Here is a 19,167-nt window from a genome sequence, read left to right on the forward strand (position 1 = left end):
GGCTGATCGCTCATCGCCCTTTCTGAGCCTGCGAGCCGTGGTGCAGCCTGTCGCTGTGCTACACTCGCAGGCTTTTCCGTCATTGGCTGCACGGGAAAGACGGGTCGGAAGACCTGGCCGGAGACCTGAGAGGCTGCGTTCACAAGCAGCGCCGAGGGCCCGGATCAAGCAGCCAGCAGACCCCTGAAGCAAAGAGATTTGCCATGAAGACTTTCAGCGCCAAGCCGGCCGAGGTCGTGCATGAGTGGTTTGTGATTGACGCAACGGACAAGGTTCTCGGACGGGTGGCCAGCGAAGTCGCCCTCCGCCTGCGCGGCAAGCACAAGGCCATTTACACGCCTCACGTGGACACCGGTGACTACATCGTCATCGTCAATGCGGACAAGATCCGTGTCACGGGCAACAAGGCCGAACAGAAGGTGTACTACCGTCATACCGGTCACCCGGGTGGCATCTACGGCACCAAGTTCAAGGACATGCAGGCCAAGCACCCGGGTCGCGCCATCGAAAAGGCCGTCAAGGGCATGCTGCCGAAGGGCCCGCTGGGCTACGCGATGATCAAGAAGCTGAAGGTCTACGCGGGCACCGAGCACCCGCACACCGCTCAGCAGCCCAAGTCGCTGGACATCTGAGGAGCCGACAATGATTGGTGATTGGAACTACGGCACGGGCCGTCGCAAGTCGTCGGTCGCGCGTGTCTTCATCAAGAAGGGCACGGGCCAGATCACGGTCAATGGCAAGCCGGTCGAGCAATACTTCGGCCGTCAGACCTCGATCATGATCGTCAAGCAGCCGCTGGCGCTGACCAACAATGTCGAGACCTTCGACATCAAGGTCAACGTGCACGGTGGTGGCGAATCCGGCCAGGCCGGTGCCGTCCGTCACGGCGTCACCCGCGCCCTGATCGACTATGACGCGACCCTGAAGCCCGAGCTGAGCAACGCCGGCTTCGTGACCCGCGACGCTCGTGAAGTCGAGCGTAAGAAGGTCGGTCTGCACGGCGCGCGTCGCCGCAAGCAGTTCAGCAAGCGCTGATCTCCTGCTCTGCCTGCCGCCAAGTCTGCCCTCGAGCAGACCTGGGAGACCCGGCAGGCCCTGCAGCTTCGAAGGCCACCTCAGGGTGGCCTTCTGCTTTTTGGCGGCCGGTGATGCTGACCGCAGTGGAACTCTGTCGTATCGTTCGGGCCTGTGCAACAGGATGTTGCTGCTGATCAGGATCTCGCATGCGATGGAAACTGCTGCGCCGCCGGCTGTCGGTGAGCGCACCCCGGGTCACGGTGCGCAGCCGGCTGCCCTGGCCGATCCGCTGGCTGGTGCTGGCGCTGATGATGGGCGGCTCGGCTGCGGTGGCGGTCTGGACCTATGAATACGGCCGCGAGATCGCCGGGCTGGGGCGTGATGCGGGTGCGGAACTGCGCCTGCTGCGCCAGGAGCTCGAGCGGCTGCGTGAGGAGCACCAGCGCGCGGTGTCGGTCGCCAATGCCGCCGACAGCCTGCTGACCGCCTCCCGCACTGCCCAGGAGGCGCTGGCGGCCCGGGTCAAGGTGCTGGAGGTCGAGAACCTCGCATTGACCCGCGACATCGGCTTTCTCGAGAAGATGATGCCGGCGCCGACCGACAACCGGCCGCTGTCGGTGCGCGGCCTGCAGCTGCAGGCCGACGGGCCGCAGCGGCTGCGCTATCAGGCGCTGCTGATGCAGGCGCTGGGGCAGCCTGCAGGGCTCAAGGGGCGCTACGATCTGGTACTTGTCGGATCCTCTGACGGAAAGCCCTGGTCGCAGACCGTGTCCCGACCGAACCAGACCATCGACATCAGGCAGTACCTGCGTCTCGATGGTGTGGTGGAGTATCCGTCGGGGGTCTCGGTCCGGCAGGTGGAGTTCCGGGTGCTCGGCGCGGACGGTCGCCTGCTGGTGGCCGAGACGGCCCGGCTCTTCTGAGGGCGCGCGCCTGCCGGTCTGCGCCTGTTTTATGCACCTTTCAACCTCATCTCGACAGGATTGATTCCATGTTCAGTTCCAAGAAGCAGCCCGCGATCCGCAGCCTGATCGGCGAGGGCACCGTCATCCAGGGCACGCTGAGCTTCAGTGGCGGCCTGCGCATCGACGGCGAGGTCCAGGGCGATGTGGTGGCGGATGCCGGCAGCACCAGCATCCTGGTGATCAGCGAGAAAGCCAGGGTCACCGGCACGGTCAAGGCCGGTCATGTCATCATCAACGGCGCGGTTGTCGGGCCGATCGAGTCCAGCGTGCTGCTCGAGCTGCAACCCAAGGCGCACATCCAGGGCGATGTCGTCTACGAGGCGCTCGAGATGCACCAGGGTGCTACCATCGAAGGTGCCTTGCACCCGCTGTCGAAGGGCGCCCGCACCGATGCCGTGACGACCGACGACAAGCCTGCTCTCAAGCTGCTGGCCACCGGCAGCGACAAGAACTGATCACCGACCTTCACTTCCACCGGAGCCCTTGATGAGCGCCGTCGCCGAAACCCTCGACACCTCTTTCACCGACCTGCCCGCCCCGATCGTCTTCACCGACAGCGCCGCCGCCAAGGTGGCCGATCTGGTGGCCGAGGAAGGCAATCCTGACCTGAAGCTGCGCGTGTTCGTGCAGGGTGGCGGCTGCTCCGGCTTCCAGTACGGCTTCACCTTCGACGAGATCGTCAACGATGACGACACCCAGATGTCAAAGAACGGCGTGACCCTGCTGATCGACGCGATGAGCCTGCAGTACCTGACGGGCGCCGAGATCGACTACAAGGAAGACCTGAGCGGCTCGCAGTTCGTCATCAAGAACCCGAACGCGACCACCACCTGCGGTTGCGGCTCGAGCTTCTCGGTCTGAGCGCACGCCGCCCTGAACCTCGTGAACAGGCCGCCTTCGGGCGGCCTGCGTCGTTTCAGGCCGGATAAAGCGCGCCGAGAATGCGCGGGCCGCGTGCGCCGGTCACCGCCGGTTCACCGGCCGGGCGGCGGTGCACCTGCATGCTCGCCAGCCAGGCGAAGGCGGCCGCCTCGACCTGCATGACCGGCAGGCCGCGCGTGTCGGTCGGCCGCACTGGCAGGCCGGGCAGCCGTGCCTGCAGGCGCGCCATCAGGTGGCGGTTGAGCGCGCCGCCGCCGCACACCAGCAGCTCGGTCGCGTCCGCGGCCTCGCGGCGCACGTCGTCGGCGATGGCGCGTGCCGTCAGCTCGCACAGCGTGGCCTGCACGTCGACCGGTGCCAGCGCACTGCCCGCGGCCAGCCGAGGCTGCAGCCAGTCGGGCCGGAACAGGTCGCGGCCGGTGCTCTTCGGGGCAGGCTGGCGGAAATAGGGCTCGTCGAGCAGTCGCGCCAGCAGCGCGGTGTCGACCTGGCCGCCGGCAGCCCAGGCGCCATCTGCGTCATAGGCGCAGCTCTGGTGGCGCTCGATCCAGTGGTCCATCAGCGCGTTGCCGGGGCCGCAGTCGAAGCCACGCGGCGGCTGGCCGGGGCGCAGCACCGTCAGGTTCGAGATGCCGCCGATGTTGATGATCGCGCGGGCCTGACCGTCGGCGCCGAAAATGCCCTGATGGAACATCGGCACCAGCGGCGCGCCTTGGCCGCCGGCGGCGACATCGCGGCTGCGCAGGTCGCAGACCACGTCGATGGCGGTCAGCTCGGCCAGCAGCGCGCCGTTGAGCAGCTGCACGGTGTAGCCGCAGCCGTCATGCAGGCCGGGCTGATGGCGCACCGTCTGGCCATGCGCACCGATCGCGCGGATCGCCGCAGCCGGCGTGGCGCTCTCCTGGAGCAGCTGCGCGACCACCTCGGCATAGGCCCGCGCCACGGCATTGGCGGCCAGCGCGCCACGGTGCAGCTCGTCGGGACCGCTGGCCTGCAGCGCCATCAGCCGTTCACGCCATGCCGGTGCAAAAGGCTGGTGCACATGCGCGATCAGCGCCTGCCAGGCGCTGTCGGCACCGATGCGGCACAGCACGCCGTCGACCCCGTCGAGCGAGGTGCCCGACATCAGGCCGACGAAGAGCTCGCCGTCGCTCATTCCATGCGCTGGCGGCGCGGCACCGAGGCGCTGGCCGAGCGGGTGGCCTGGTCGCGCTCGGCGCTGGCGAGCTGCTCCTGCAGCTGGCGCGACATGCTGTCGAAGCGGGCACGCGCCGCGGCGGACAGTTCGGTGGCCTGGGCGGCCCGGGCGATCTGCATCGGGTCGACGTGGGCGCCCTTGACCTTGAACTCGAAGTGCAGGTGCGGGCCGGTGGCCCAGCCGGTGGCGCCGACCGCGCCGATCAGGTCGCTCTGGCTGACCGACTGGCCCTTGCGCACGTCGATGCGGCTCAGGTGGGCGTAGACGGTGGCGCGGTCGCCGCTGTGCTTGACGATGACCACATTGCCGTAGCCGTTCTGCACGCCGGCGAAGTCGACCACGCCGTCACCGACCACACGCACCGGCGTGCCGGTCGGCGCGCCATAGTCGACGCCCAGGTGGGCGCGCCAAGTCTGCATGATCGGGTGGAAGCGCATCGCGAAGCCGGAGGTGACCCGCGAGAAGGCCAGCGGCGAGGCCAGGAAGGCCTTGGCCTTGCTCTTGCCGTCCGGGCTGAAGTAGGCGCCCTTGCTGCCCGGCTCCTGGAACCAGACCGCCGCATGGGTGTCGTTGCCGTTGACGAAGCGCGCGGCCAGCACCCGGCCCGAGGAGGTTCCCCAGGTGACCGGCTCGCCGTCGGCGGTCATGGTCTCGTAGACCACCGAGAAGCGGTCGCCCTTGCGCAGTTCGCGGCGGAAGTCGATGTCGCTGCCGAACATCTCGGCGATCTGGCCGGTGACCGCATCGGGCAGACGTGCCTCGTCGGCGGCGGCGAACAGGGTCGAGCTGATCGTCGCGGCGCCGGTGCGGGTCTCGATCTGCATCGGCAACTGCTCGCTGGTCGCCTTCAGGCCGCTGTCGTCGCGGCGCACGGTGATGCGGGTGAAGTGGGTGCTGTTCTGCGCGCTGTCGGCGGCCGGGCCGCGCACGACCAGTTCCTGCAGCTGACCGCCACCCGGCGTCGATTCGGTCACGGCCTGCAGCATCTTGCCCGGCCTGCCCGAAAGGATGGTGCGTGCTGCCGGGTCGGTCCGCAAGAATTGCGCAGCCTCCGCATCGGACACGCCCAGGCGCCGCAGCAGGGTGTCGGCGGTGTCGGTCGAGCGGGTCAGGTCGGTGCGATGCAGCAGCATCTCGTACTCGGCCAGCGCCTCGGCCTGCTCGTCGAGGCCCGTCGGCGTGACCGTCTCGACGACGGTCTGCACGTTCTTCGGCGTCGAGTCGATCATGCTCAGCGGCGCCACGCCAAACGCGGTCACGCCGCTGAAGGTCAGCACGGCCGTGACGATCGCGCTGAAGGTCTTCGGATGTCGACGGATCGTGAGATCGGCGTGCGCCAGTTGCAGGCGCACCTTTTCACCCAGGTTGTTCACGAGCGATGTTCTTGGTTCGTGGAAGGTGCGCGAGCACATCCTTCCCGGATTGACGTCCGGCCCCCGGTCTCTCCCTCCATGCTCGCCATCCGCCGGTGGCTCGTGCCGGCTGGGACTGACGCTCTAGAATCCGGGACCCGCTCTCGTTGGTGTCTGTTGTTCTTGGTTCTGTCTTGATCTGCGAAACCGGACCAGTATACCCACGCACTTCGAAGTTACGAACCAATAACCCCCCGTTTCACTCATGGGCCAACATTTAACCGAAATTGAAGATTCCGTGCGTCAGGCGCTGGAGGTCACGCTGCGCGGCTGTGAAGAACTGCTGCCGCAGCCGGAATGGGTGGGGAAACTGCAACGCGCGCAACGCACCGGCCAGCCGCTGCGCATCAAGCTCGGCCTGGATCCGACCGCGCCCGACATCCATCTGGGGCACACCGTGGTCCTGAACAAGATGCGCCAGTTGCAGGATCTGGGGCATCAGGTGATCTTCCTGATTGGCGACTTCACCTCGATGATCGGCGACCCGTCGGGCCGCAACGCTACCCGTCCCCCTCTGACGGCCGAGCAGATCAAGGTCAACGCGGAGACCTACTACCGCCAGGCCAGCTTGGTGCTGGATCCGGCGCGCACCGAGATCCGTTACAACTCCGAGTGGTCGGATCCGCTGGGCGCGCGCGGCATGATCGAGCTGGCCAGCCGCTACACGGTGGCGCGCATGATGGAGCGCGACGACTTCACCAAGCGCTTCAAGGCCGGCACGCCGATCTCGGTGCACGAGTTCCTGTACCCCCTGATGCAGGGGTATGACTCGGTCGCGCTGAAGTCCGATCTGGAACTGGGCGGCACGGACCAGAAGTTCAATCTGCTGATGGGTCGCCACCTGCAGCAGGAGTATGGCCAGGAGCCGCAGTGCATCCTGACGATGCCGCTGCTGGTGGGCCTGGACGGCGTGGACAAGATGTCCAAGTCCAAGGGCAACTACATCGGCATCAGCGAGCCGGCCAACGCGATGTTCGCCAAGCTGCTGTCGATCAGCGACGACCTGATGTGGACCTACTTCACGCTGCTGAGCTTCCGCAGCGAGGCGGAGATCGCCGCGCTGAAGGCCGAGGTCCAGGCCGGGCGCAATCCGAAGGATGCCAAGGTGATGCTGGCCAAGGAGATCACCACCCGCTTCCACGGCGCAGCGGCGGCCGACGCGGCCGAGCAGGACTTCCAGAACCGATCGAAGGGCGGCATTCCGGACGAGATCCCGGAGGTGACGCTGTCGGGCGCGCCGCTGGGCATCGGCGCGCTGCTGAAGCAGGCCAATCTGGTGGCCTCGTCCAGCGAGGGCCTGCGCATGGTCGAGCAGGGCGGCGTGCGCATCGACGGCGCGGTCGTCAGCGACAAAGGCCTGAAGATCGAGGCGGGCACCTTCGTGGTGCAGGTCGGCAAGCGCAAGTTCGCCAAGGTCACGCTGGGCTGAGTCACCCGGCGCCAGGTCGGGACCGCCAAGAAGAAGGGCCGCATCCGCGGCCCTTTCTCATTCTTCCCGGGCCTCAGGCAGACCGGTGCGCAGCAGCCAGTGCCTGAGCCGGTGCCTTCAGTCGGCGTACTGGCCGGCGGCCTTGATGACCGGGCCCCACTTGGCGATCTCGGCCTCGACGAACTTCTTGTGCTCGGCCGGGTTGACGCGGCCGTCGTCGACGATGTCGGCGCCCAGCGCTTCCTGGTTCTTGATGAACTGGGCGTCCTTCAGCGCCGTCTTCAGCGCGGCGTTGACCTTGTCGAGCACCGGCTTCGGGGTGTTCTTCGGTGCGTACAGGCCGTGCCAGATGGTGACGTTGAAGCCCTTCAGCCCGACCTCGTTCAGGGTCGGCAGGTTCTTCACCGCCTCGCCGGTCAGGCGCTTGGTGGTGGTGACCGCATAGGCCTTGACCTTGCCGCCGCTGATCTGGCCGGTGGTGTTGGTGGTCTGGTCGCACATCAGGTCGACCTGGCCGCCGATCAGGTCGGTCATCGCCGGGCCGGTGCCCTTGTACGGCACGGTGGTCATGTCGATCTTGGTGCTCTGCTGGAACAGCAGGCCGCACAGGTGCGAGGCCGATCCCAGGCCGGCGTTGGCCAGGTTGATCTTGCCCTTGTTGGCGTCGAGCCACTTGGCCAGCTCGCCATAGTTGGCCGCCGGCATCGTCGGACGCGCGATCAGCGTCATCGGCACCTCGTTGACCAGACCCAGGTATTCGAAGTCGTTGAGCGCGTCGTACTGCAGCTTGCGGTACAGCGCCGGCGCGGTAGCCATCGCGACGTGGGCCAGCAGCAGGGTGTAGCCATCCGCACCGGCCTTGGCGACCTTGGTGTGGCCCAGCGTGCCGCCGGCGCCGGCGACGTTCTCGATGATGACCTGGCCGCCCAGCGGCTTGCGGATCGCTTCGGCCAGATCACGGGCCACCTTGTCGGTCGGACCACCTGCGGCGAACGGCACGACGATGGTGATCGGCTTTTCGGGATAGTTCTGGGCCGAGGCGCCAAGGGCCATCGTGGCGAGGGTCACGGCCGTGAGCAGACGCTTCATGGGGTCTCCGGGATCTGTGGGCTAGGTGTTGTCCGCAAGGACGGGTAGATCAGTCGGCGCGCCAGCCCGAGCCAGCGCGCGAGCGCATGGTAGCGGCGCGTGCCCGCGCCGGTATCTCGGAAACTACTTAAGACCGTCAGTTCCTGTCAGCTTCTGTCTGGTTGTTCAACGGTAGCTGCGCCGGTCCTCGATGACCCGGCCGTCGTTGGGCAGACTGCCCGGCGCGGTCAGCACGATCGTCGCGCGCAGCTTGGTCACCTCGCGCACCGTGTCGGCCAGCCGATCGGCCAGGCCCTCGGGTGCCTGGGCGCACTCGACCTGCAGCGTCATGCGGTCGTCGGTCATCTCGCCCTCGACGACCAGCCGCGCGCGCCCGAGCCCGCCATCCGCATGGCGGCGCAGCACCTCGGCTACCTGCGAGGGGTGAACGAACATGCCGCGCACCTTGGTGGTCTGATCGGCACGGCCGAGCCAGCCGCGGATGCGCGGTGCGCTGCGGCCGCTCGGGCAGGGTCCGGGCAGGATGGCCGACAGGTCGCCGGTGCCGAAGCGGATCAGCGGGTAGTCGGGGTTGAGCGTCGTCACCACCACCTCGCCGACCTCGCCGTCGGGCACCGGGTCGTTCGTGCCGGGGCGCACGATCTCGACGATCACGCCCTCGTCGAGCACCAGGCCCTCGCGCGCGGCGGTCTCGTAGGCGATCAGGCCGAGGTCTGCGGTGGCGTAGCACTGGAAGCCCTGCACGCCGCGCTCGGCCAGCCAGTCGCGCAGGCTGGGCGGAAAGGCCTCGCCGCTGACCAGCGCCTTGGTGACTGAACCGATGTCGGTGCCAGTCTCGGCCGCCTTCTCGACCAGGATCTTCAGGAAGCCGGGCGTGCCGATGTAGCCGTGCGGGCGCAGCTCGGTCATCGCCTGCAGCTGCAGCTCGGTGTTGCCGACGCCGCCGGCGAAGACCGCGCAGCCCAGCGCATGCGCGCCGGTCTCCATCATCGAGCCCGCTGGCGTCAGGTGGTAGCTGAAGCTGTTGTGGATCAGGTCGCCGGCGCGCAATCCCGCGGCGAAGATCGCGCGGGCCATGCGCCAGTAGTCGCGCCCGGCGCCTTCGGGCTCGTAGATCGGACCGGGCGACTGGAAGACCCGCAGCGCGCCGCGCCCCGGGCCCTGGCCACGCCAGCCGATCGCGGCGAAGCCGCCGAAGGCGTCGCGGGCGCGCTGCGCCTTCTGCCGCTCGAGCAGTTCGCCCTTGCGGATCACCGGCAGGCGCGCCAGCGCGGCGCGGTCGGTCACCGCGGCGGCATCGATGCCGGCCAGCAGCTCGGCGAAGGCCGGCGTGCCCGCCTGCGCATGCGCCACCTGGGCCGGCAGGGCTGCGAACTGCGCCGCCTCGCGTTCGGCCGGGTCGCGGGTTTCCAGTGCGTCGTAGAACTCGCTCACGGCGCAGCCTTTCTTTCTCGGGGTGAAGAGAGGAGGGGAGAGGGGAGAGGGGCCAGCCTCAGGCCAGCCAGCGCTTGCGGCGCTTGTAGCTCTTGACGTCCTTGAAGCTCTTGCGGTCGCCGCCGCCCATGCCGAGGTAGAACTCCTTGACGTCCTCGTTCTCGCGCAGCGCCCGGGCCTCGCCGTCCATGACGATGCGGCCGTTCTCGAGGATGTAGCCGTAGTCCGAGTAGCGCAGCGCGATGTTGGTGTTCTGCTCGGCCAGCAGGAAGGTCACGCGCTCCTTGGTGTTCAGATCCTTCACGATCTCGAACACCTCCTCGACGATCTGCGGCGCCAGTCCCATCGAGGGCTCGTCGAGCAGCACCATCTTCGGGTTGGCCATCAGCGCGCGGCCGATCGCGCACATCTGCTGCTCTCCGCCGGAGGTGTAGGCGGCCTGGCTGGTGCGACGCGTCTTGAGCCGGGGAAAGTAGTTGTAGACCTTCTCCAGCGTCTCGGCCACCGCCGCCTTGCCATCCCGGCGGGTGTAGGCGCCGGTCATCAGGTTCTCCTCGATGGTCAGGTGCGCGAAGCAGTGCCGGCCTTCCATGACCTGCACCACGCCGCGGTTGACCATGTCGGAGGTGGAGAGCTTCTCGATGCGCTCGCCGCGCAGCTCGATCGAGCCCTTGGTGACCTCGCCGCGCTCGCCGGCGAGCAGATTGCTGACCGCGCGCAGCGTCGTCGTCTTGCCGGCGCCGTTGCCGCCGAGCAGCGCGACGACCCGCCCTTCGGGCACCTGCAGCGACACGCCCTTGAGCACCAGGATCACATGGTTGTAGATCACCTCGATGCCGTTGACGTTCAGGAGGATGTTCGGAGTGCTCATGGTGCGTGTCCGCTGGGGTGGGGGATCAGGGCTCAGGCGCTCAGGACTGGCAGTCCTCGGGCTTGCGGCGCTCGAGCTTCTTCTCGGTGGCGTACTTGTCGGCGGCGGCCTTGACCATCGGCTTGAGGATCATCTCGTCGGCCTGCAGCCAGTCGGAGGTGAAGCCCCATTTCTTGCCGTCCCAGGTGTGCACCCGGACCCAGCCGGCGCCGACATGGTCCTGGCAGCTGGTCGAGACCGGCCGCATCACGCCGGCGAAGCCCAGGCCATCGAGCTTCTTCTGGTCGAGCGCGAGGTTTTCCAGGCCCCAGCGGACCTGCTCGCCGGTCATGACCTTGCCCTTGCCGAAGCGCTCCTGCGCCCGCTTGACGCCCTCGACGCCGAGCATGGCCGAGATCATGCCGCGCATGTAGAGCACCGAGCCGACCTCCTCCTTCGGACCGGTGCCTTGGCCCTTGGCATGCAGCTTGGCCAGGATGTCCTGCACCACCTTGGCCTCGGGCTGCGCGCCGTGCTGGATGGCCGCGGCGTTGTAGCCCTTGGCCGCCTCGCCGACGTCCTTGACATCGGGCTCGGCGCCGGCCCACCACACGCCGTACATCTTCTCGCGCGGATAGCCGGTGGCCACCGCCTCCTTCAGCGCGGTGGAGTTCATCACGCCCCAGCCCCACAGGAAGACATAGTCCGGGCGGCTCTGGCGGATCTGCAGCCAGGTCGACTTCTGCTCGACGCCCGGCGCGGTCACCGGCAGCATCTGCAGCTCGAAGCCATGGGTCTTGGCGCGTTCCTGCAGCACCGGGATCGGCTCCTTGCCGAAGGGCGAGTCGTGGTAGACCAGCGCGATCTTCTTGCCCTTGAGCTTGTCGAGGCCGCCTTCTTTCTTGCCGACATGCTGCACCAGCGCGTCGGCGTTGATCCAGTAGGTGCCCAGCAGCGGGAAGTTCCACTTGAACACGCCGCCGTCGGCCGACTCCGAGCGACCGTAGCCGGCGGTGATCAGCGGGATCTTGTCGACGGGTGCCTTCTCGGTCAGCGCGAAGGTGATGCCGGTCGACAGCGGCTGGAACACGGTGGCGCCCTTGCCCTTCAGGCGCTCGTAGCACTCGACGCCGCGGTCGGTGGCGTAGCCGGTCTCGCATTCCTCGAAGGTGATCTTCACGCCGTTGAGGCCATTGTTCGCGTTGACCAGCTTCAGGTAGTCCACATAGCCGTTGGCGAAGGGCACGCCGTTGGGCGCGTACGGGCCGGTGCGGTAGACCAGCACCGGGAAGAACTGCTCCTTGGCCTGCGCGAAGGCGGCCGGGGCGGTGGTCGCGCCGGCGACGGCGGCGACGATCGAGGCGGCGAGGGCGAGCGACTTCAGCTTCATGGGAACCTCCGGGTCAGCAGGCGTGGGGGAACACGCGGTGGGATGGGGGGACAGGACGGACGCGATTCAGTGCGGGAAGGGCCACAGGCGCAGCTTTTCCTTGGCGATCGACCACAGCCGGGCCAGGCCGTGCGGCTCGACGATCAGGAAGAAGACGATCAGCGCGCCGAAGATCATGTATTCCAGGTGCGAGGCGGTCGCGGTGGAGATCGGCACGCCCAGCCAGGCCGGGATCTGGTTGAGCAGGATCGGCAGGATCACGATGAAGGCCGCGCCGAAGAAGCTGCCCATGATCGAGCCCAGGCCGCCGATGATGATCATGAACAGCAGCTGGAAGGAGCGGTCGATCGAGAACGCCGCCGGCTCCCACGAGCCCAGGTGCACGAAGCCCCACAGGCCGCCGGCCACGCCGACGATGAAGCTCGACACCGCGAAGGCGCTGAGCTTGGCCTGCACCGGGCGGATGCCGATCACCGAGGCGGCCACGTCCATGTCGCGCATCGCCATCCACTCGCGCCCGACATTGCCGCGCACCAGGTTCTTGGCCATCAGGGCGAACACGCACAGGAAGGCCAGGCAGAACAGGTATTTCGCCGCCGGCGTGTCGATCGGCAGGCCCAGCACCTGCAGGCCCGAGACGCTGACCGAGCCGGAGGCCGAGTCGTTGGTGAACCACTTGATGCGCAGGAAGCTCCAGTCGATGAAGAACTGCGCCGCCAGCGTCGCCACCGCCAGATAGAGGCCCTTGATGCGCAGCGACGGGATGCCGAACAGCACGCCCACCACCGTCGAGCAGACCCCGCCCAGCAGCAGCGCCGGGACCACCGGCATGCCGTCGATGCGGACGAAGAAGTTGTAGGCCGCGTAGGCGCCGACGGCCATGAAGCCGCCGGTCCCCAGCGAGATCTGGCCGCAGTAGCCGACCAGGATGTTGAGCCCGAGGGCTGCCAGCGACAGGATCAGGAAGGGAATCAGGATGGCGCGGAAGATGTATTCCGAGGCCAGCATTGGCACCACCGTCGCTGCGAAGGCGACGAGCAGCAGGATGCCCAGCCGGTCCTGCGCGATCGGGAAGATCTGCTGGTCCGAGGCGTAGCTGGTCTTGAACTGGCCGTTCTCACGGTAAAGCATGGGGGTGTCTCCTCAGACTCGGATTCGGACTCAGACGCGATCGATGATCTTCTCGCCGAACAGGCCTTGCGGACGCACCAGCAGGAAGACCAGCGCCAGCGCATAGGCGAACCAGATCTCGATGCCGCCGCCCACCATCGAGCCGATGTAGACCTCCGAGAGCTTCTCGCCCACGCCGATGATCAGCCCGCCGATGATGGCGCCCGGCACCGAGGTCAGGCCGCCGAGGATCACCACCGGCAGCGCCTTCAGCGCCACCAGCGACAGCGAGAACTGCACGCCCAGCTTGCTGCCCCAGATGATCCCGGCCACCAGCGCGACGAACCCGGCCACCGACCAGACGATCACCCAGATGCGGTTGAGCGGAATGCCGATGGACTGCGCCGCCTGGTGGTCGTCGGCCACTGCGCGCAGCGCGCGGCCGGTGGCGGTGTACTGGAAGAAGGCCGCCAGGACCGCCACCATCGAGGCGGCGATCAGCGCCGCATACAGATCCTCCTGACCCACCAGGATGCCGCCCTGGAAGACGTTCTCCAGCAGGAAGATCGGGTCCTTGGGCAGACCGACATCGATCTTGTAGATGTCCGAGCCGAAGATCGTCTGGCCGGCGCCGTCGAGGAAGTAGGTCACGCCCAGCGTGGCCATCAAGAGCGTGATGCCCTCCTGGTTGACCAGCTTGCCCAGCACCCAGCGCTCGATCACCCAGGCCACGCCGACCATCACCGCCATCGCGGCGAGGAAGGCCAGGATGTTGCCCAGCGTCTTGCTCTCGATGCCCAGGCCGGCCGGGATCCATTCGGAGAAGCGCGCCATCGCCAGCGCGGCGAACAGCACCATCGCGCCCTGCGCGAAGTTGAAGACGCCGGAGGCCTTGAAGATCAGCACGAAGCCGAGGGCGATCAGCGAATACAGCATGCCCGTCATCAGGCCGCCGATCAGGGTCTCGAGGAAGAATCCCATGTTGCGTGTCTCCCTGCGGTTCAGTGGCTGGTGCCGAGGTACGCGCGGATGACGTCCTCGTTGCTGCGCACCTCGTCGGGCGTGCCGTCGCCGATCTTCTTGCCGTAGTCGAGCACGACGACGCGGTCGGAAATGTCCATCACCACGCCCATGTCGTGCTCGATCAGCACGATCGTGGTGCCGAACTCCTCGTTGACGTCGAGGATGAAGCGGCACATGTCCTGCTTCTCCTCGACGTTCATGCCGGCCATCGGCTCGTCGAGCAGCAGCACCTGCGGCTCCATCGCCAGCGCGCGGCCGAGGTCGACGCGCTTCTGCAGGCCGTAGGGCAGCCGTCCGACCGGCGTCTTGCGGAAGGCCTGGATCTCCAGGAAGTCGATGATGTGCTCGACCTGCTCGCGGTGCGCCGACTCCTCGCGCTCGGCCGGGCCCCAGCGCAGCGCCTGAAGGAAGAGGTTGCTCTTCATCTTCATGTTGCGCCCGGTCATGATGTTGTCGATCACGCTCATGCCCTTGAACAGCGCCAGGTTCTGGAAGGTGCGCGCCAGCCCCATCTCGGCGACCTGCCGGCGGTTCATGTGACCGAAGGTCTGGCCGCGGAAGGTGATCCTGCCCTCCTGCGGCGCGTAGACGCCGTTGATGCAGTTGAGCATCGAGCTCTTGCCCGCGCCGTTCGGGCCGATGATCGAGCGGATCTCATGCTCGCGCACATTGAAGCTGATGTCGGTCAGCGCCTTGACGCCGCCGAAGCGCAAGGAGATGTTGGCCACGTCCAGGATGACGTCGCCGATCTTCTTGCCGCTGCTGTCGTGGCTGTTGCTCATGCCGCCCTCCGGACCGCAGGAAAGGTCTTCGCGTCGATGATCTTCAGCGTCGCCGAGACGCTGCCGCTGCGGCCGTCCTCGAACTTGACCGCCGTCTCGATGAACTGCTCGGGCCGGCCGCCGTACATCGCGTCGATCAGCACCCGGTACTTGTCGGCGATGGCGCCGCGCTTGACCTTGCGGGTGCGGGTCATCTCGCCGTCGTCGGCGTCGAGCTCCTTGTGCAGCACCAGGAAGCGGTGGATCTGGCTGCCGGCGAGCATCTCGTCCTGCGCCAGGTCGGCGTTGGTCTTCTCGACGCACTCGCGCATCAGCTCGAGCACCTCCTTCTTGCCGGCCAGGTCGGTGTAGCCGGCATAGGGCAGGTTGCGCCGCTCGGCCCAGTTGCCTGCGGCCTCCATGTCGAGGTTGATGAAGGCGCAGACCCGGTCGCGGCCGTCGCCAAAGGCCACCGCCTCCTTGATGAAGGGGTAGAACTTCAGCTTGTTCTCGACGTACTTCGGGGCGAACATCGCGCCGTCGTGCGCGCCGCCCTTGATGCGGCCGACATCCTTGGCGCGGTCGATGATCTTCAGGTGGCCGGTGGCGTCGATGAAGCCGGCGTCGCCGCTGTGGTACCAGCCGTCCTTGGTCAGCACTTCCTCGGTGGCCTTCGGGTTCTTGTAGTACTCCTTCAGCAGGCCCGGCGACTTGATCATGATCTCGCCGGACTCGGCCAGGCGGATCTCGACGCCGTCGCAGGGCACGCCCACCGTGTCGGCGCGCGCCTCGTGATCGGGCTGCAGGCAGACGAAGACGGCCGTCTCGGTCGAGCCGTAGAGCTGTTTCAGGTTGATGCCGATCGAGCGGTAGAAGGTGAACAGGTCCGGGCCGATCGCCTCGCCGGCGGTGTAGGCCACGCGCACCCGGCTCAGGCCCAGCGTGTTGCGCAGCGGGCCGTAGATGCACAGGTCGCCCAGGCGGTACTTCAGCCGGTCCATGAAGCCGACCGGCTTGCCGTCCATCAGGTCCGGGCCGACGCGGCGCGCGTGCTCCATGAAGGTCCTGAACAGGCGCTTCTTCAGCGTGCCGGCATCCTCCATGCGGATGGTCACGCTGGTCAGCAGGCCCTCGAAGACCCGCGGCGGCGCGAAGTAGTAGGTCGGGCCGATCTCCTTCAGGTCGATCGTGACGGTGGCGGCCGACTCCGGGCAGTTGACGACATAGCCGCAGGCCAGCCACTGCGCGTAGCTGAAGATGTTCTGGCCGATCCAGGCCGGCGGCAGGTAGGCGAGTACCTCCTCGGCGGCGCTGAGGCGGTCGAACTTCGCGCCGGCCTGCGCGCGGTCGATCAGCGAGCGGTGGGTGTGCACCACGCCCTTCGGGTTGCCGGTGGTGCCGGAGGTGAAGAACATCGCCGCCACATCGCCCGGCTGCACCGCCTCGACCGCCCGATCGAAGAAGCCTGCATGGCGCGCCGCCCAGGCCTCGCCCTCGGCCAGCAGCGTGTCGATCGAGGCCAGGCCGGGCTCGTCGTACTTGCGCAGGCCGCGCGGATCGTCGTACCAGATGCGTGCGAGCTGCGGGCACTGCTCGCGGGCCTCGAGCAGCTTGTCGACCTGCTCCTGGTCCTCGACCACCGCGAAGCCGACCTCGGCGTTGTTCAGCGGAAAGACATACTCGGCGCCGGTCGCGTCCTGGTAGAGCGGCACCGGAATGGCGCCCAGGCATTGCGCGGCCAGCATGGCCATCGTCAGCCGCGGCCGGTTGTCGCCGACCACCACCAGATGCTGGCCACGCTGCAGGCCGGCCGCGGCCAGGCCGGCGGCCATGCGGGCGACCTCGTCAGCCAGTCGTCGCCAGCTGCGGGTCTGCCAGATGCCGTATTCCTTCTCCCGGATGGCGTCTGCATCGGGGCGCTGCCGGGCGTGTTCCAGCAGCAGGCGCGGAAAGGTCGAGCTCACCGTGGCGTCTCCTCGTCCTCGTTGTCGGGGGGGATGCGGATCGGTGCCGGGCGGCAGATCCGTCTTGTTGTCCGTGAGGCATGGTAAGTCCGGGTTTGACGCCAGGATGTCAGCCTGACGACAATCCTAGGGACTCTCCCAAGCGGAGTTTCCCGATCTGGAGGCATCCCGATGAGCCTGATGACGCTGCGCGAGCGCTCCCGCCTTCCCTCGGCTGCGGAGCTGGACGGCATTCTCTGGCTCGGCACGCTGTCGTCCTCGCACCGACGGCTGGCGGCCGGCGCGATGCGGGTGGTGCAGGCCGATCCGGGCGAGGTGCTGTGCCGAACCGGCCGGCCGGCGGTCTACTGGTTCGGTGTCGTCGACGGCCTGCTGAAGATGAGCAGCGATGCCTGCGACGGTGGTGCGCCGCTGACCTTCACCGGCGTGCCGCCCGGAGCCTGGTTCGGCGAGGGCACGCTGCTCAAGGGCGAGGCCTACCGCTACAACATCGAGGCGCTGCGCCGCTCGGTGGTGGCGGGCATTCCGGTCGAGGTCTTCCATGAGCTGCTCGCCCACAGCCTGCCGTTCAATCGCTTCGTGGTGAATCAGCTCAACGAGCGGCTGGGCCAGTTCATCGCCGCGCGCGAGATCGACCGCATTCACGATCCCGACTCGCGGGTGGCGCGCAATCTGGCGGCGCTGTTCCATCCGGTGCTCTACCCGGGTGTCGGCGAGATGCTGCGCATCACCCAGCAGGAGCTGGGCTATCTGGTCGGGCTGTCGCGCCAGCGGGTCAACGAGGCGCTGCGCACGCTGCAGGCGCAGCAGCTCATCCGCATCGAGTACGGCGGCGTGCGGGTGCTGGATCTTCCGGGGCTGCGCACCTACGCGCCGGCCGACCGCATGTCTTCCGGCCCGCAGAGGGTGGCGACATGACGGCCGCGGCACCCGGCGCAAGGGCGCGAATCGTCCGGGCCTGCCATGCCGGCGTGGCCGTGCTGCTGGTGGGCGTGCTGTCGCAGGCGCTGGCCGCCGGGCCGGCCGGGAGCGACGCTGTCTGGCGAGCGATGGACGACGGCGCAGCGGTGCTGATGCGCCATGCCGAGGCGCCGGGCGGTGGCGATCCGCCGGGTTTCCGGCTCGACGACTGCGCGACGCAGCGCAATCTCGACGAGGTCGGGCGCGATCAGGCGCGGCGCATCGGCCAGGCCTTCCGCGAGCGCGGCATCCGGGTCGGCCGGGTGCTCAGTTCGCGCTGGTGCCGGGCGCGCGACACGGCACGCCTGGCCTTCGGCGAGCCTGTCCACGAGGTCGAGATCTTCGATTCCTTCTTCGGCGCTCCGCAGCGGCGCGAGGTGCAGACGGCCGACGCGCGGCAGCTGCTGAGGCAGTGGCGCGGGCCGGGCGTGCTGGTGGTGATCACGCATCAGGTCAACATCACCGCGCTGACCGGCGTCTTTCCGGCCTCCGGGGAGGCGGTGGTGCTGGACGTGCGCGACGCCGACCTGCCGCTGCGGGGGCGGATCCGGCCGGCCCCCTGAACTCAGTGCACGAAGCCGATCGGCGAGCGCCGCCCGGTGCCGGCCTCGGGCAGGTCGGCCAGCAGGATGGTGGTGCGCCGTGCCAGCTTGGCGTTGCCGAAGGCGGTCATCCAGGCGCGGCGCATCTCGCGCGGGGCCATCTCGGCGAAGCGCTCGAGCACCGCCTCCGACGGCGTCTCGTCGAAGCGCCGGCCCCAGTCGTGCGCGGCGCGGATCGAGGCGTGCAGCCTGAGCGCGATCTGGCGCGCGGCGGCCGCGTCCGGCCGTTCGATCTCGTGCACGTTGACCCGGTTGAGGATGGGCTCGGGGATCGCGCGCTCGTCGTTGGCGGTGGCGACCCAGATGACCTGGCTGGCGTCGATCGGCACTTCGGCGAACTCGTCGGTGAAGCTGTGCGCGGTGTCGTGCTCGAGCAGGCTGTAGAGCGAGCCCAGCGGGTCGTAGGCCTGCTCGCCGCCGGCCTTGTCGATCTCGTCGATGACGATGACTGGATTGGCGTACTGACCGTCGACCAGCGTCTCGAAGACCTTGCCGGGGCGCGCGCCCTTCCATTGGCTGGAGGCGCCCGAGAGCACCCAGCCGGCGGTCAGCGAGCTCATCGGCACCATCCCCATTCCGGTGCCCAGCAGCCCGGCCAGCGCCCTGGCGAAGTGCGTCTTGCCCACGCCGGGCGGACCCAGCAGCAGCATCGGCGTGATCTCGAGCGCGTCGCCGCTGTCCTCGCACAGCGCGATCTGGCGGCGCACGTCGTCGAGCACCGCATGGAAGTTGGGCAGCTCCTCGTAGAGGTGTGCCATCGCCGGCAGACCGGCGGGCTTGACCTGGAAGCGCTCGGGGCCTTTTTCCAGCATGCGCTCGTAGGTGGCACGCAGGTTCTCGTGTTCCTTGCCGGCGAGCTTGCCGAGGCGCCGCTCGACCTCGTCGAGCCGGTAGACGGAGCGCATCCGTGCGATCGGGATCGCTCCGCGGGGAGAGTCCGCACCCGTGGTGCAGACCAGTTCCGTGCGTGGGGGCAGCATGTCAGTCTCCTGAAGATCCGGGAATCCGGGAACCTGCGCTGAAGACAAGCATGCCGCAGGCCAGGGCGGCCTGTCACTCGGGGATGCTCCCGCAAGTCGGG

19 protein-coding genes are annotated in these 19,167 nt (G+C 67.9%); 8 read left to right on the forward strand and 11 right to left on the reverse strand.

Annotated elements, in window-relative coordinates; all coding sequences use genetic code 11:
• The first annotated feature begins 203 nt into the window (after window positions 1-203).
• From rplM to erpA, 5 genes are all read left to right on the forward strand, one after another.
• Window positions 204-632, forward strand: a complete 429-nt coding sequence (gene rplM, locus BW996_RS15530; RefSeq protein ID WP_037484406.1) for a 50S ribosomal protein L13 — start codon at window positions 204-206, stop codon at window positions 630-632.
• Window positions 633-642: 10 nt separating this feature from the next.
• Window positions 643-1,035, forward strand: a complete 393-nt coding sequence (gene rpsI, locus BW996_RS15535; RefSeq protein ID WP_037484408.1) for a 30S ribosomal protein S9 — start codon at window positions 643-645, stop codon at window positions 1,033-1,035.
• A gap of 188 nt (window positions 1,036-1,223) precedes the next feature.
• Window positions 1,224-1,940, forward strand: coding sequence for a DUF6776 family protein (locus BW996_RS15540; protein ID WP_037484410.1), 717 nt, complete (start codon window positions 1,224-1,226; stop codon window positions 1,938-1,940).
• Window positions 1,941-2,008: 68 nt separating this feature from the next.
• Window positions 2,009-2,437: a bactofilin family protein gene (locus tag BW996_RS15545; protein WP_037484412.1), complete on the forward strand. Its 429-nt coding sequence runs from the start codon at window positions 2,009-2,011 to the stop codon at window positions 2,435-2,437.
• Between the two features lie 31 nt (window positions 2,438-2,468).
• Complete coding sequence (gene erpA, locus BW996_RS15550) at window positions 2,469-2,843, forward strand: iron-sulfur cluster insertion protein ErpA (protein ID WP_037484415.1); 375 nt, start codon at window positions 2,469-2,471, stop codon at window positions 2,841-2,843.
• Between the two features lie 55 nt (window positions 2,844-2,898).
• Here the strand turns inward: erpA and BW996_RS15555 are convergent, their stop codons facing one another.
• Both BW996_RS15555 and BW996_RS15560 read right to left on the reverse strand, forming a co-directional pair.
• Window positions 2,899-4,020, reverse strand: a complete 1,122-nt coding sequence (locus BW996_RS15555; RefSeq protein ID WP_037484417.1) for an anhydro-N-acetylmuramic acid kinase — start codon at window positions 4,018-4,020, stop codon at window positions 2,899-2,901.
• Window positions 4,017-5,435 carry a M23 family metallopeptidase gene (locus tag BW996_RS15560; RefSeq protein WP_241462036.1) on the reverse strand — a complete coding sequence of 473 codons (1,419 nt, stop codon included), beginning with the start codon at window positions 5,433-5,435 and terminating at the stop codon, window positions 4,017-4,019. Before BW996_RS15560 ends, BW996_RS15555 begins: the two co-directional genes overlap by 4 nt.
• A 244-nt stretch (window positions 5,436-5,679) precedes the next feature.
• Here BW996_RS15560 and tyrS point away from each other — a divergent pair, with 244 nt between their 5' ends.
• Window positions 5,680-6,903, forward strand: coding sequence for a tyrosine--tRNA ligase (gene tyrS / locus BW996_RS15565; RefSeq protein WP_037484419.1), 1,224 nt, complete (start codon window positions 5,680-5,682; stop codon window positions 6,901-6,903).
• Window positions 6,904-7,020: 117 nt separating this feature from the next.
• On the opposite strand, the gene BW996_RS15570 is transcribed toward tyrS, so the two are convergent.
• From BW996_RS15570 to BW996_RS15605, 8 genes are all read right to left on the reverse strand, one after another.
• Window positions 7,021-7,992 carry a tripartite tricarboxylate transporter substrate-binding protein gene (locus BW996_RS15570; protein WP_037484421.1) on the reverse strand — a complete coding sequence of 324 codons (972 nt, stop codon included), beginning with the start codon at window positions 7,990-7,992 and terminating at the stop codon, window positions 7,021-7,023.
• 165 nt (window positions 7,993-8,157) lie between these two features.
• The gene (locus BW996_RS15575; protein ID WP_037484423.1) at window positions 8,158-9,426 is read right to left on the reverse strand and encodes a phenylacetate--CoA ligase family protein; all 1,269 of its coding nucleotides are present in this window, start codon (window positions 9,424-9,426) and stop codon (window positions 8,158-8,160) included.
• 58 nt (window positions 9,427-9,484) lie between these two features.
• The gene (locus BW996_RS15580; protein ID WP_037484426.1) at window positions 9,485-10,297 is read right to left on the reverse strand and encodes an ABC transporter ATP-binding protein; all 813 of its coding nucleotides are present in this window, start codon (window positions 10,295-10,297) and stop codon (window positions 9,485-9,487) included.
• A 40-nt stretch (window positions 10,298-10,337) separates the two neighbouring features.
• Window positions 10,338-11,666: an ABC transporter substrate-binding protein gene (locus BW996_RS15585; RefSeq protein ID WP_037484429.1), complete on the reverse strand. Its 1,329-nt coding sequence runs from the start codon at window positions 11,664-11,666 to the stop codon at window positions 10,338-10,340.
• Between the two features lie 66 nt (window positions 11,667-11,732).
• A complete protein-coding gene (locus tag BW996_RS15590) occupies window positions 11,733-12,797 on the reverse strand; it encodes a branched-chain amino acid ABC transporter permease (protein ID WP_037484430.1) in 1,065 nt (354 codons plus the stop codon).
• Between the two features lie 30 nt (window positions 12,798-12,827).
• A complete protein-coding gene (locus BW996_RS15595) occupies window positions 12,828-13,757 on the reverse strand; it encodes a branched-chain amino acid ABC transporter permease (RefSeq protein ID WP_037484432.1) in 930 nt (309 codons plus the stop codon).
• A gap of 20 nt (window positions 13,758-13,777) precedes the next feature.
• Window positions 13,778-14,581, reverse strand: a complete 804-nt coding sequence (locus BW996_RS15600; RefSeq protein ID WP_037484435.1) for an ABC transporter ATP-binding protein — start codon at window positions 14,579-14,581, stop codon at window positions 13,778-13,780.
• On the reverse strand, window positions 14,578-16,524 hold the full coding sequence (locus tag BW996_RS15605; RefSeq protein WP_037484436.1) for an AMP-dependent synthetase/ligase: 1,947 nt from the start codon (window positions 16,522-16,524) through the stop codon (window positions 14,578-14,580). Before BW996_RS15605 ends, BW996_RS15600 begins: the two co-directional genes overlap by 4 nt.
• A 171-nt stretch (window positions 16,525-16,695) precedes the next feature.
• Between BW996_RS15605 and BW996_RS15610 the strand changes: the two genes are divergently transcribed.
• Entirely contained in the window at window positions 16,696-17,442 is a 747-nt protein-coding gene (locus BW996_RS15610) for a Crp/Fnr family transcriptional regulator (protein ID WP_037484440.1), read from the forward strand.
• Window positions 17,439-18,047, forward strand: coding sequence for a histidine phosphatase family protein (locus BW996_RS15615; RefSeq protein ID WP_081838251.1), 609 nt, complete (start codon window positions 17,439-17,441; stop codon window positions 18,045-18,047). Before BW996_RS15610 ends, BW996_RS15615 begins: the two co-directional genes overlap by 4 nt.
• Before the next feature lie 2 nt (window positions 18,048-18,049).
• On the opposite strand, the gene BW996_RS15620 is transcribed toward BW996_RS15615, so the two are convergent.
• A complete protein-coding gene (locus BW996_RS15620; protein WP_037484442.1) occupies window positions 18,050-19,066 on the reverse strand; it encodes an AAA family ATPase in 1,017 nt (338 codons plus the stop codon).
• Between the last annotated feature and the right edge of the window lie 101 nt (window positions 19,067-19,167).

Origin of the sequence: Sphaerotilus natans, from assembly GCF_900156335.1 — a bacterium.
Classification (GTDB): domain Bacteria; phylum Pseudomonadota; class Gammaproteobacteria; order Burkholderiales; family Burkholderiaceae_C; genus Sphaerotilus; species Sphaerotilus natans.

What these genes read in the sequence shown, in the direction of transcription:
- rplM (WP_037484406.1), top strand. Translation starts at nt 204, where the DNA reads ATGAAGACTTTCAGCGCCAAGCCGGCCGAGGTCGTGCATGAGTGGTTT.
- rpsI (WP_037484408.1), top strand. Translation starts at nt 643, where the DNA reads ATGATTGGTGATTGGAACTACGGCACGGGCCGTCGCAAGTCGTCGGTC.
- BW996_RS15540 (WP_037484410.1), top strand. Translation starts at nt 1,224, where the DNA reads ATGCGATGGAAACTGCTGCGCCGCCGGCTGTCGGTGAGCGCACCCCGG.
- BW996_RS15545 (WP_037484412.1), top strand. Translation starts at nt 2,009, where the DNA reads ATGTTCAGTTCCAAGAAGCAGCCCGCGATCCGCAGCCTGATCGGCGAG.
- erpA (WP_037484415.1), top strand. Translation starts at nt 2,469, where the DNA reads ATGAGCGCCGTCGCCGAAACCCTCGACACCTCTTTCACCGACCTGCCC.
- BW996_RS15555 (WP_037484417.1), bottom strand. Translation starts at nt 4,020, where the DNA reads ATGAGCGACGGCGAGCTCTTCGTCGGCCTGATGTCGGGCACCTCGCTC.
- tyrS (WP_037484419.1), top strand. Translation starts at nt 5,680, where the DNA reads ATGGGCCAACATTTAACCGAAATTGAAGATTCCGTGCGTCAGGCGCTG.
- BW996_RS15570 (WP_037484421.1), bottom strand. Translation starts at nt 7,992, where the DNA reads ATGAAGCGTCTGCTCACGGCCGTGACCCTCGCCACGATGGCCCTTGGC.
- BW996_RS15580 (WP_037484426.1), bottom strand. Translation starts at nt 10,297, where the DNA reads ATGAGCACTCCGAACATCCTCCTGAACGTCAACGGCATCGAGGTGATC.
- BW996_RS15585 (WP_037484429.1), bottom strand. Translation starts at nt 11,666, where the DNA reads ATGAAGCTGAAGTCGCTCGCCCTCGCCGCCTCGATCGTCGCCGCCGTC.
- BW996_RS15590 (WP_037484430.1), bottom strand. Translation starts at nt 12,797, where the DNA reads ATGCTTTACCGTGAGAACGGCCAGTTCAAGACCAGCTACGCCTCGGAC.
- BW996_RS15595 (WP_037484432.1), bottom strand. Translation starts at nt 13,757, where the DNA reads ATGGGATTCTTCCTCGAGACCCTGATCGGCGGCCTGATGACGGGCATG.
- BW996_RS15600 (WP_037484435.1), bottom strand. Translation starts at nt 14,581, where the DNA reads ATGAGCAACAGCCACGACAGCAGCGGCAAGAAGATCGGCGACGTCATC.
- BW996_RS15610 (WP_037484440.1), top strand. Translation starts at nt 16,696, where the DNA reads ATGAGCCTGATGACGCTGCGCGAGCGCTCCCGCCTTCCCTCGGCTGCG.
- BW996_RS15615 (WP_081838251.1), top strand. Translation starts at nt 17,439, where the DNA reads ATGACGGCCGCGGCACCCGGCGCAAGGGCGCGAATCGTCCGGGCCTGC.
- BW996_RS15620 (WP_037484442.1), bottom strand. Translation starts at nt 19,066, where the DNA reads ATGCTGCCCCCACGCACGGAACTGGTCTGCACCACGGGTGCGGACTCT.